Annotated in this window: 7 protein-coding genes; 3 read left to right on the top strand and 4 right to left on the bottom strand. The window is 68.7% G+C overall.

What is annotated here, in order from left to right; translation table 11 throughout:
* On the top strand, window positions 1–2,184 hold a 2,184-nt coding region (locus HJG52_RS02155; protein WP_240977152.1), incomplete at its 5' end, for an Ig-like domain-containing protein.
* A gap of 51 nt (window positions 2,185–2,235) precedes the next feature.
* Here HJG52_RS02155 and HJG52_RS02150 read toward each other — a convergent pair.
* Both HJG52_RS02150 and pgfA read right to left on the bottom strand, forming a co-directional pair.
* The gene (locus HJG52_RS02150) at window positions 2,236–3,291 is read right to left on the bottom strand and encodes an AraC family transcriptional regulator (protein WP_171241919.1); all 1,056 of its coding nucleotides are present in this window, start codon (window positions 3,289–3,291) and stop codon (window positions 2,236–2,238) included.
* Between the two features lie 478 nt (window positions 3,292–3,769).
* The gene (pgfA, locus tag HJG52_RS02145; protein ID WP_171241918.1) at window positions 3,770–4,765 is read right to left on the bottom strand and encodes a cell envelope lipid trafficking protein PgfA; all 996 of its coding nucleotides are present in this window, start codon (window positions 4,763–4,765) and stop codon (window positions 3,770–3,772) included.
* Between the two features lie 86 nt (window positions 4,766–4,851).
* Here pgfA and HJG52_RS02140 point away from each other — a divergent pair, with 86 nt between their 5' ends.
* Window positions 4,852–6,615, top strand: coding sequence for a hypothetical protein (locus HJG52_RS02140; RefSeq protein ID WP_171241917.1), 1,764 nt, complete (start codon window positions 4,852–4,854; stop codon window positions 6,613–6,615).
* Complete coding sequence (locus HJG52_RS02135) at window positions 6,612–7,838, top strand: acyltransferase family protein (protein ID WP_171241916.1); 1,227 nt, start codon at window positions 6,612–6,614, stop codon at window positions 7,836–7,838. Before HJG52_RS02140 ends, HJG52_RS02135 begins: the two co-directional genes overlap by 4 nt.
* Here HJG52_RS02135 and HJG52_RS02130 read toward each other — a convergent pair.
* A complete protein-coding gene (locus tag HJG52_RS02130; protein ID WP_171241915.1) occupies window positions 7,724–11,845 on the bottom strand; it encodes an alpha-(1->3)-arabinofuranosyltransferase domain-containing protein in 4,122 nt (1,373 codons plus the stop codon). The two genes, HJG52_RS02135 and HJG52_RS02130, sit on opposite strands and share 115 nt — an antisense overlap.
* The gene (locus HJG52_RS02125; protein WP_171241914.1) at window positions 11,842–12,612 is read right to left on the bottom strand and encodes a methyltransferase domain-containing protein; all 771 of its coding nucleotides are present in this window, start codon (window positions 12,610–12,612) and stop codon (window positions 11,842–11,844) included. The genes HJG52_RS02130 and HJG52_RS02125 overlap by 4 nt, the downstream gene beginning before the upstream one ends.
* Between the last annotated feature and the right edge of the window lie 53 nt (window positions 12,613–12,665).

Here is a 12,665-nt window from a genome sequence, read left to right as displayed (position 1 = left end):
GGCAACACGGCCTCCGACTCCTCCACGTTCACCATCGACACGACTGCCCCGGCGGTGGCGATCACCGCACCGGCCGACGGGTCCTCGACGAACGACGCCACACCGCCGATCACCGGGACCTCAGACGTCCTGAACGGGTCGATCAGCCTGGCCTTCGACGGTGGCACGCCCCAGAGTGTGTCCACGGGCGCGGACGGGTCGTGGACCTACACCCCGACCACCGACTTGGCGGACGGCTCGCACACCGCTGTGGCCCGGGCGACCGACGCGGCAGGCAACACCGCATCCGACTCCTCCACGTTCACCATCGACACCACCCCACCCTCTGTGGCGATCACCGCACCCGCGGATGGGTCGACCACCAACGACTCCACGCCACCGATGACCGGCACCTCCGACGTGATCAGCGGCACGGTGCTGCTGAGCATCGACGGAACAACGCCAGTCAGCGTCGACACCGGCGCGGATGGCTCGTGGGCCTACACGCCGCCGGCGGCTTTGATCGAGGGCGGGCACACGCTGACCGCAACGGCTTCCGACGGAGCTGGGAACACCGCGACCGACTCGTCGACGTTCACTGTCGACACGATCGCTCCGGCGGTTGCGATCACGGCACCCGCGGACGGGTCCTCGACGAATGACGCCACACCGCCGATCACCGGGACCAGCGACATCGTCAACGGCACGATCAGCCTGGTCATCGACGGGGGCGACCCCGTCACCGTGAACACCGGTGCCGATGGGTCGTGGTCGTACACGCCCACCACTGCGTTGGGCGACGGTTCACACACGGCCGAAGCGACGGCCAAGGACGACGCCGGCAACACGTCATCCGACTCCTCGACGTTCACCGTCGACACGACGGCACCGGCCATCGCGATCACCGCACCGGCGGACGGGTCCTCGACGAACGACGCCACCCCGCCGATCACCGGGACCAGCGACATCGTCAACGGCACGATCAGCCTGGTCATCGACGGAGGCGACCCCGTCACCGTGAACACCGGTGCCGACGGGTCGTGGTCGTACACGCCCACCACTGCGTTGGGCGACGGTTCACACACGGCCGAAGCCACCGCCACCGACGGAGCCGGCAACACGGCATCCGACTCATCAACGTTCACGGTCGACACCACCGCACCGGCCATTGCCATCACCTCGCCCGCGGACGGGTCGACCACTAACGACCAGACCCCGGCGATCACCGGGACCAGCGACATCGTCAACGGCACGATCAGCCTGGTCATCGACGGAGGCGACCCGCTCACCGTCGACACCGGCGCGGACGGCTCGTGGTCCTACACCCCAACCACCGCGCTGGGCGATGGCTCACACACCGCCGAAGCCACCGCCACCGACGGAGCCGGCAACACCGCCTCCGATTCCTCGACGTTCACCGTCGACACGACGGCACCGGCCATCGCGATCACCGCACCGGCGGACGGGTCGACCACCAACGACGCCACACCGACCATCTCCGGCTCCAGCGACATCCTCAACGGCACCATCATGTTGAAGCTCGACGACGCATCCCCGATGCGGGTCGCCACAGAAGCCGACGGATCCTGGGCGTCCACGCCGACTCAGGCACTGTCCGACGGCGAGCACACGGCGCTGGCCGGTGCCACCGACGAGGCGAACAACACTGCCACGGACCAGATCTCGTTCACCGTGGACACGTCCACTGCTCCTCCGGGCCAAGAGCCCACAGTGGACATCACGTCACCCGCTGACGGGTCGACCCTTGGCAGTGCACCCCCCGCGGTGACGGGGACCAGCAACGCGCCGGGTCACCAGGTTTCCGTCACCCTTGACGGGGAGCCGCTCGGGACTGACACGGTCGACGCCGACGGCACGTGGAGCGTGCCGGTCACGAGGAGCATCGCCTGTGGTCACCACGTCATCACTGCGACCGTCGGCGACTTCTCTGCGCCGGTACTGCTGAACGACGTGGTCGTCCTCGCGGATGCCGCGGACCCCAGCTCTGACACGGTCGGTTTCACGCTCACGTGTCCGGCCGGCAACGGCCCGAACCATCCCGGGGAAGGCGGCCCAGCCGCCGGCCCGAGGCCCGGTGGCCTCGCATTCACGGGACTGGACCCGGCGATGCCGGTCGGGCTGGGCCTGCTTCTCATCGCCGTGGGCGCGGCGGCCTACGTGACCCGGCGGAGGACGATGCGCTGAGGACTACCGGTGCGGGGTGTGCGCGACGTGCGCACACCCCGAACCGGTCGCTCACGGCATACGACAGCGGCCCAGGGACCTGCCCCGCTCGAGCTTGGACGGAAGCACACCAAAGCGCCGCTGGTACTCGCGTGCGAAACGACCCGGGGTCGAGAACCCCCACCGGTAACCGACATCCGACACCCGCGCGTCCGGGTCGGACATCAGGTCGAGGTGGGCGGACTGAAGTCGCAACTCCCGTAGGTAGGCGCGCGGGCTGCACCCAAAGAGCTGTTGGAAGCCGAGCTGCAGGGCTCGGGTGCTCACGCCAAAACGGGGTCCAAGAGCTTGCAGCGCAACGGGTTCCGCGCAGTGGGCACGCAGGAAGTCGGCCGCCGACCGCGCCGCCGCATGACTGGCCGCGCCACCGCTGACCTCCGCGGCGCCGTCCAACACACAGTTGGTGTGGGTTGCGAGCATGGCGGCCACTGCGAAGCGCTCTACCTCGGCGGACCAGATCGGGTAGGCGTCCGCATCCGTTGGCCCAGCCTCAGCCAGGTGGTTCACCATGCGCACCACGGATCGCCAGCGTTCCCGGTCGGACCGGTTTCGCGGTGCCGCCAGCTCAAACGCCGGATGGGCGATGGTGTCGCCGACGATGTCGAGGATGTAACGGTGCACCGCACCGGCATCGAAACGCAGGTTGCAGACGAATGCCGTTGGGTGCCAACGCATGGTGAAGAGCCGGCGGTCGTCCACCACGACCGAGCGGTCGTCCACGAGCTGCACACTGTCCGCTCCGCTCGAGATCTCCACGACGCCTCGGACCATCTGCACGATGCAGTACTGCGTTCCCAGCGGCCCCGCTGGGATGACATCGACGTCACAGGCATAGCCAAGGAGATCCACCCAGATGCCACCGATTCGCCCTGTCTCCTGGACGGCGTGGAAGTCCCGTGCGTCGCCTCGAGGATTGATGTCGTGGGGTACGTAGGCGCGTCCCACAACCTCACGAGCCTCGTCGATGTCGCGTGTATCCAGGCTCGTCCTGAATCTCTCGACCATGGCCTGTTTCGCCTGCGAGTCAGGGGAATTGGTGCGGTACCCCTGGCCGGCACTGCTCTGCATCGATCAAGCACTCCAATAGAAAGACAGGTGTCGCCTTTGGTACCACCATTTTCGCACCACTGATGGCCGCTCGTCTGTGGTACCCACGATTCACGTCAAACATGCACTTCAGAGGTCGAGTGCCCGGTCGAGCGGTCTGGCCGCCCGGCTCGGAGGTCTGCGCCAGAGCATCTGCGCAGGAGCCAGCGGATGCTCCGGTCGCATGCCCGACGGAGTGGCGCGTGCGATTCCCCGTCGTTGTGCGCGATCCGCACAGGCCATTGCGTCAAGCGACTAGGCCCGCGCGAATCCCGTTCCTACCGTTGGGGAGTCGCCTCAAAGCATCCGGCAAGGAATCCTCACCCCCTCCGAACCGGTCGGGCGACACGCCCCCGCTGCCCGGCAGTCGGGGGCACCCGATCACTCGGGGACACAACGAAGGGACAGAGCCATCCCCCTGCTGGCTCTGTCCCTTCGTTGCTGTGTTGACGCTGTCCCCTCAGCGCGCCTCTCGTCGGCCACGAGAGCCGGCGCCGAAGGTCAGGAAGAGGCCGAGAGCCAGCAGCAGGATCCCGAGACCGACGCCGAGCGGGGTCAGGGTGCCGTTGACGAAGCCCAGGAGCGATCCCTTGGTGCCCCAGTCCTTGGCGTTCTTCTTCACGGTGTCGGGGTTGTAGCCGATGGTGCCCTTCGTGGTGGCGAGCTCGGGGTATCCCTCGGCCACGAGGGACTTGTCCTGCTCCTCCTGGCCCTTGATGAGGACACCGGTGTTCGGCTCGACCCACAGGGTGCGGACGTTGCCGTACATGACCTTGGCCTTGACGGTGCCACTGGCACTGTCACCGAACACCGCGCGTGGCACATCGCGTTCGGTCACCTCGGCCTTGGGGATGGACTGCCGGAAGACGTAGGTCGTCGTGCCCTCGATCTTCTCCTCGCGCACGAAGTTGATCGCCTCTGCCCGACCGAGGTCACCGTCCCAGAAGCGGTAGGTCTTCTTCTGCACGTCGAACGGGAACTTGAAGAACAGTCCCTGGTGGGAGATGTCATTGACCTTGGTGGGGTCCTCGATGTCGCCGGCGGACTTGTAGTCGCCACAGCAGTTGGTCGACTCACCCGTCCTCCGGTTGAGCGACACGCCCTCATCGCTGTAGCTGAGGTCCGTCCACTGGCCGTTGATGAGCGCCTGTGACTGCACGGCGGTCTGCCAGAAAGCCTCGGTTCCGCGCTTGTCCGCGGGCACCTTGCCCGGGATGCCGCGGACCTCACGCGTGCTCCGCAGGTCGACGCCCTCGAGCTTGTCGTAGTGCGGCCGGCCGTCGTCGCCCTTGTAGGCGCGGAGGGCAGACATCCCGGAACCCTGTGAGTCCGAGGTCGACTTCTGGTCGAGTGGCACGGTGGCCAGGTTCTTGTAGAGGACTGGCTTGGCCACGATCCCGACGACGACCAGCAAAACTCCCAGCAGGATGGCGACGCCACCCAACACCTTGCGCATGCCCCGGCTCTCTCTCCCTTGAAATGAGTCTGCGCGAGCGTACCAGCGAGTAGCCTTCGCGAGTTGCCTATTCGAGGGATGTCGGGATGCGCCGTTGGTATGCCGCGGGTGACGCGCGGTTGTGGTGCGTCACTGGCGCTGTCGCCGTGGGTTCCTCTGGTGTCCTCGGACTGTTGGCACGCCGCGGTTCCTGGTACGCAGACGACCTCGACTTCCTCATCGTCGGCGCCCGTGGGTTCGGGGTCGAGGACCTCCTCACGCCGGTGAACGACCACCTGGCTCCAGGACTTCGGGCGACGTACGCCCTCTTCGCGTGGGCTGCTCCCCTGAACTACGACTTCACCGTGGTTCTGCGCGGTCTCCTGTGGGCCGCCGCCGTGATGCTCATGGCAGCACTGCTCCAGCGGCTTTACGGACGTGGCGGACTGACCGTGGTCGGTACGGTCTTCTACGCCCTGTCCCCTTTGTCCATGCCGTCGTTCATGTCGCTGTCGAGTGCCGTCAACAACCTGCCCGCCCACGTGCTCGGGCTGGTTTTCCTGCACTGCACCTTGGACTGGCGCGAGCGGGGGCGCAATCCGTCCCTGGTCGCGGCAGCCTGCTCGCTGCTGGCCTCCATGCTGTTCTGGGAGAAGTCTGCTCTCATCGTCCTGAGTGGGGCAGCTCTCCTTCTTTCACGTGACAGCACTTCCGACGAGCGCAAGGTCCATAGGTGGTGGAGGTGGGCCGCGGCGTGCACCGTGGCGGGCGCGGCCTTCGCCATCCTCTATGTTTCGCGAGGTGGCCCGTCTCCCTCGGACCCACCATCCTTCGCTCGAGCGACGATGCTGTGGGCCGAGTCGCTGTGGCACACCCTGGCGCCCGTCGTGGCAGGAGGGCCACTGACCTGGGCGGCGAAGTTTCCACCGTCCTTCGGACTGGCCAGCCCACCATGGGTGGTTTCCGCAGCGGGGACGATCGTGGCGGCAGGGCTGGTCGGCGTGTGCGTGCTGCGCGATCGTCGGGCGCTGTGGTGGTGGGCGGCGCTGGTCGGTTACTCGGTCGCGACGGTGGCCGTCGTCGGCTACGGCCGGTTCGCGACGTTCGGCTCGGTCTTCACACGACATCTGCACTACTGGTCGGACGCATCGGTACCGCTCACTCTTGCCGTGGTCGCCAGCCTGGCGCTGGTGCCTCCCGCCCGCTTCCCCGTAGTCCGCAGGGCGACGTGTACAGGGCTGGCGCTGGCCTGGCTGCTCGCCGTCGGCGCCAGCAACCTGCACTTTGGTCAGCTGTGGGCGACGAACCCGGCCAAGGACTACACGCGCAACCTGACCTCATCACTTCGTGATCGTGGTGCGGTGAACCTGTGGGACACGTTGGTGCCGGACCGGATCCTGCCCCTGAGCGACAACCGGTCAGTTCCTGCCGTGGCTCGACTGATCTCACGTGACGTCGAGGTCCAAGACCCCTCCAGCGACCCGCTTCTCGTGCGGGATGACGGCGCCATCACGGCATCACGGCTCCAGGTCTGGGGCCGTTCCACCAACGGCGCAGACTGCCGATACCTCCTCAAGGGAACGGGATCGGTGACCGTGCCCCTCGACCAGCCGGTTCCGAGCGGGTACTGGTACTTCAGGATCGGGTACCTCGCCAACCCGGACACCACCGTCGACGTCACCGCTGTCGGTGACTCCGGGAAGGTGGCGCTCGTCAGCGGATCACCCACTTGGCCCGCCGGGCTGGGCACGGCATACCTCCGCGCGGCGCGCACGGGGGACATCCGCTACGTCGTCGTCAGCACCCGAGAGCCCCGGACGAACCTGTGCATCGGAGACATCACCGTCGGCGTCCCGGAGCCGGCGCCATGACGGTCGTGGCGCGGGCCAGCCGTCGCAGCTTCCGCGGGCTCGACGGGCTGCGTGCCCTGGGAGCACTCATGGTCCTGACCACCCATGTCGGGTTCCAGAGCGGGGACTCCCTGAACGGTCCGCTCCGCGGAGTCCTGTCCCGCATGGACAGCGGTGTGGCCATTTTCTTCGTCATCTCGGGGTTCCTCCTGTACCGGCCGCACGCGGTGGCGCTGGTGACCGGAAGCCGCGCCCCCAGTGCCCGGCGCTACTTCTGGCACCGAGCCGTGCGCATCCTTCCGCCGCTGTGGATCGCCGTGCTCCTCGCCTGGTTGGTGACTCCCGCGAGTGACCGAGCGGCGGTGGGCGACTACCTGCGCCACGCCGTACTCCTGCAGATCTACTCACCCGGACACGAAGCACAGGCGCTCACCCAGATGTGGAGCCTTGCCACCGAGGCGGCGTTCTACGTCGTGCTCCCGATCGCCGCCTGGCTTCTTGCCACGCGAGGTGGTCGACACCACACCCGGGCCTCCCGGCGAGAGGTCGACCTACGACTCGCGCTTCTCGTCCTCACCCCCATTGCGGGCGCGGCGTGGATGGCTGTCGCGGCTGCCGGTGACCACGGCATCTGGGGTGTCTGGCTGCCCGGTTACGTGGGGTGGTTCGGGCTGGGCATGGCCCTCAGCCTGTGGCAGGCAGCCCGGGAAGGCGGACTGTACGGGCCTGGTCGCGCCGAGGAGCTTGCCCGCCACCCGTGGACCGTCTGGTCCGTCGCTGCAGGCGTCTACCTGATCGCGACCTCACCTGTCGCCGGCCCATACGACCTGTCGCTCGCCACGCCGGGCCAGGCCGCGACAAAGAACCTCCTGTATGCCGCGTTCGGCCTCCTTGTCGTCCTCCCCGCGGTCCTCACCGTCCGCCCCCAACAGGAGCCGGAGGCCGTCCAAGCTCTCGGTGGGTCACTCGGCAAGTACCTCGGCGACGTGAGCTACGGCGTCTTCTGCTACCACCTCGTCGCCCTCACGCTGGTGGAGCGGCTCACGGGACAGGTGGTGTTCGGCGGACACTTCTGGCTGCTGCTGGGGCTGACCGCGCCCTTGAGCCTGGCCTTGGCGTCGGCCAGCTTCTACTGGCTGGAACGTCCCCTGATGCGCCGCGCCAGACGTGGGGATCCGGTTCCACCCCACGCACTCGAACCTGCGGCGACGGCGACGGCGACGGCCGTCAACGCGAACAGCTGAACGGCGCTCGACGTCACTCCGGCACCGCCGGTCGGCCAGAGACCGGTCACTGCCCACGCACCGGCCACGAGGATGAGACCTCCGGCCACGAGCGGCACCGCCTGCATCCTCGAGCGCATGACCCCGGCGACCACGAGGCCGGCCAACGCAGCAGCGGCGCCCACCGTTCCGAAACCCAACACGACCAGCGCGAGGGCCAGTCCCGTCACCCAGCCCGCCGCGGTCGGCTCTGTGGTGGCCACGGTCGGCCGTCGTCGGCGCGTCAGGTACATCACCGCAGCTGTCAGCAGCACGGCAGCCGCGCCAGCGACCAACCCGAACCGGAACCATCCTTGGGCTGGAAAGGTCATGGTGACGTGGCCACTCGTCGCCTGCGGAACCACCCAGCCCTGTTGCCAACCGTTCACCCGGATCGGGGTGAGCGCCTTGCCCGCGTCTGTAGTGGCGCGCCAACCCGGGCTGAAGTTCTGCGGCAGGACGATCAGCGAGGTCTCTTCTCGGGGCTGGACCCTGAGGTCGAACTGCGTGGCGGACTTCCAGCGCTGGTCGAGCGCAGCGCCTTGGCCCGCTCCTGCCGAGGTCGTACCTGCTGCCGCCGGTCGCAGGACCAGTGAATCGGGGCGGAAGGCTTCGGTGGCCGGTGCATCGAGCACAGCGACCCCAGCCGGCAGCGAAAGATCCCCGTTGCCGCAGACTCGCCATGCCATGGGGCGTCCGTCGAGCAGCTCCCCCACCGTGCCATCCACCTGCGTGTCCAGACGCCGCCCGTTGACCGTGAGCCCGGGGCCAAAGCCACAGGTTGCACCTGTCGCAGCAGTGCGTGGCGGTGACGACGCCTTGGGGGCTCCGGCGATGACCAGTTCGGACACTCCGACGGGCAGGACACTGACCAGTCCCGCGGCGTCGACGCTTCGCTTCTCGCTGGTTCGCAGGAACCTGAACGAGACAACCTTGGCACGTGTCTCGGGCCAGCTGACCCGACCCTCCGCGTCAACCGTAAGCCTGCGTCGGCGACCGTCGTCGAGGGAGACCTCCACCTCGTCCGGTCGCGAGGCCGCGAGGAACTCGTCCACCTGGAACTGTGCCCCCCTTGTCGGCGCCCGTTCCGGGAGGACCACCTCGAGCGTGGGGTCAGGGTCGTCCTTCCCTGCCACCCAGCCGGTCTCGAGCGAGCCGTCCACCGCCGCTCCCGGCCGCCCGGCGAGGTCGGGGACTGCCCGGCTGCTCGCCTTCGCGCGGTAGGGCATGAGGTCGTCCACCAGGCGATCGGCAGCAGGTCCCGGGCGCACCACCGCCGTACCGGAGGCCCGGACGTTCTCTGACCGCACGACCTCGATCTCGCGTCGCAGCCCGTTCGATTCCTCGGCCGGCCGGCTCAGCGCGTCCGAGCACAGCGGGCGCTCCGCGACACGGATGCAGGCCGCCGATCCGCTCGTGGGTGTTCCCAGCACGTAGTACGGACTTTCGTCCGCGGGCAGGCTGCCCCCGTTCACTCCCACCGACGAGCCGAGGACAGCGCCGGGGATGCTGACCTCGCCGATCGCGACGCCGTTCTCCGGCCCGGTGTTCTGCACCTGGGTGATCGTGATCCGAACCCTGGACGTGGGCGTGGACGGCGTGGCCACTTGCTGTGGCTCCGTGCTGCGGGACAAGACACTGCTGACGCTGCCGCCGTCCGTCGTGACGTTGACCCGGCTCGGTGGCGCCCCCACCTGCTGTGGCTGGCTCAGTCGAACCGTCATGCCGGTGACTGGGCGCGGGGAGCGGAACGACAGCTCGAGCCACTCACCGCGGGCCACGCCGAACCGACCCGACACCCACGCTGTGTCGGCGTCACCGTCGACGGCTGCCGCCGGGCCGGCTCCCGGTCCGATCCTCAAGGTGGCGTTGGCGTCCGAGGCAGACGAGGAGACCCGCACGTCGAGCAGGTCACCGTCCCACCTGCGCACCGACTGGGGCGTCATGGGTGGCGCTTCGTAGTCGATGACGGAACGTCGGGTACGGCCTCGGTCGCCCGCGGCCAGCGTCGCCGAGATGTTGTCGCTGGCCCGGCCGAAGAACACCTCCCGTCGGCGGTTGCCGTCCGTGACAGCCCAAGTCGATGGCTCGAATCCGCTGGGTCCCGCATCCGCAGCCGACACGGCCGCATCAGCGCCGACCGCCTCGACCGAGCGGGCCATGTCCTCGGGGCCGCCTGCCACGCCCACCACGCGCGACGAATCGACCTGGGTTCCCCCCACGGGCCCTCCCGTGTCATAGACCTCGACGCTGGGATACGGCAGCCGGGTGAACGCGTCCCTGGTCTCGGCGGGTTCTTGGGCCGTGGTGTCGATGACCGGCCCGAAGGTTCGGACCCGTGCGAGCCCGGCGTCGGCGAGTGCCTGGTGCACCTGCAGCCCGATGTTCGGCACGACGTCGGTCCGCAAGTCGTTGCGCACCACGACAAAGCGAACGCCTGCCGAGCGAAGCATCCAGGTGAGCTGCGGTGTCCCCTTGCCGCTCCCGAGCTGCCGCTGCACCTCGTCCAACAGTCGGGTCGCACCGGCCGAGCCCAAAGGGACCGCGTCCCGGACCGCGAAGGGTCGGCGCAACAGTGCCTGGAGCGGTTCGTCCTTCGTCGAGCCCCACGTGAAGTCGGCGAAGCTGGCGGCCGGGACGACGAGAACCCCACCCGGGCCAGGCTGGCGGTCCAACCAGCTCGCGGTCTCAGTCCAGTACGACGGGATCGCTCGGTAGGACTCCGGGCGAGGCATGACGCCCTGGACGCCTGGGGCCACGAGAGCAACCACGAGCGACCCCACCAACACCGGGCCCAGCCAGGTCGGTGTCGCCCAACGCTGGAGCCTCGCCTGCAGGACCGACAGTGCATGGCACGCCCCCAACACGAGCGCCACGCGGACGACCGGCTCGAACTTGTGGGTGTTGCGCAACGGAGACAGCGCGCCGTCCAGCAATGCCTGTGTCGTTGACGCCCCCAGCCCTCCGGCTGCACCGACATGCCCCAGGGTTACGAGCGCCAACCCTGTCACCAGAGCGAGCAGCAAGAATCGCCGCTCCGGGCAGGATCGCGCGGCGAGTCCAGCCACCCCGAGGGCGACGACAGCGGCTGTCACGGCGACCATGACCCCCTGGGTGACGAACGCCCACCCGGCCGGCCAGCTGGGGCCGTTGCTGACGGACAGGTAGCTCAGCCAGGTCGTGGTGCCTCGAAGGGCCTCCCAGGGGCTTGCGAAGTGCGTCGTGACCGGGGCGTTCTCGATCCAGTCGAGGAACGGCGGGCTGTAGCGCCCCAACAGCACAAGGGGCACTGACCACCACAGGGACACCAGCACGATCGCCACCAGCCAGCCGATGGAACGCAGCGCGTGCCGCACCGACCAGTGCCGGGTCAGGAGCCACAGGGCAGGCAGCACCAGCGTGGCTCCGGTCGCGACTGCGTTGACCCCACCGACAAAGGTGAAGGCGACGGCCGAGGCGGTGACCCGCCACCACCATGACCGGCGACCGGGGACGACCAGTGGCAACAGAACCCAAGGCGCCATGGCGTAGGGCCACACCTCGACCGACGTGATGGCCAGCTCGCTCACGATGCGGGGGCTCAGGGCGAACAGGAGCGCCCCCACGAACCTCGGCCCACGATCTGCGACGCCGAGGGCCCCGGAGAGCAGCCACATGCCAAGGAAGGCAACGACTGCGACAACGCTCCACCACAGCCGTTGGGTCACCCAGGCGGGGGCCCCCGCCTCCATCAAGGCCCAGTGGAACGGGCCGACGGGAAACAGGTAGCCGTAGGCCTGGTTCTGCAACTGTCCGAACTGGCCCTGCGGGTCCCAGATCGAAAGGGCCCTCGCGAGGAACCCACCGGGGTCAGCCGTCAGGTCCAGTTTCGTGTCGGGCACGACCCGGCCCGGTGCCTGGTGGAACATCAGCGCCGCGAGGAACAGCGACGCAGCGAGCAGACGTACTCGCCAGACCAGGCGGTCGTCCCGATGGGTCGATGACGTCACGTCACCCGCCGCAGGACCAGCACGGCATTCCAGCTGAGGACCTCGCGCAGACCGGGCACGCGGATCACCCATTTCGCCCACCACGGGTGGTAGCGCGGAAGCACCTCGACGACCTCCACCGCACCATCGGCCTCCACCGCCCGGAGCCAGCGCATCATGCGGCCGGCCGAGCACGCGAACAGCGACCGACCGAAGTCGTTCTTGGGTCGCCGACCGTGCCGCGCGGCATACCGGTCCGCGGCTCGGCGCCCACCCAGGTAGTGCCACGGCGCCGTCTCGTGACCACCCCAGGGCGACAGCCACGGCGTCCAGGACAACACCACGAGCCCACCAGGCCGCACCACCCGCAGCAGCTCATCCGCCATCCGCTCCGGCGACGGCACGTGTTCGAGCACGTTGCTGGAGTAGGCGACGTCCACCGCGCCGTCCGCCAGCGGCAGGGCCAGGCCCGACCCACGGACGGCGTTGCCACCCACATGGCCGCGCGCGGTGAGCTCGCCCACGTCCGGTTCGATCCCGGCATACCGGGCCCCGGCGGCCTCGAAGGCGTCGGCGAAGTAGCCCGGCCCGCCGCCGATGTCGACGACACTCGCGCCGCGCAGCGGCGTCCAGCGCAGCACCTCCGCGACCGAGTCGACGGCGAGCGTCGAGTAGAAGCGATCCGGGTCGGTCTGCTCGACGAGGAAGGCTCGAAAGAGCGCAACGGAGCGCCGCAGCGACCCCCGGGGCAGAGGGCGTGGCGGCGTCTTCTTCCCCGACTCGACCACCCGCAGAACCCTAGTGCGGGTATGGTTACCCGCCAGTCAACTTGGCCGAATCG

Source organism: Knoellia koreensis, assembly GCF_013041615.1.
Taxonomy (GTDB): domain Bacteria; phylum Actinomycetota; class Actinomycetes; order Actinomycetales; family Dermatophilaceae; genus Pedococcus; species Pedococcus koreensis.
This window is presented reverse-complemented; position numbering and strand designations above follow the sequence as displayed.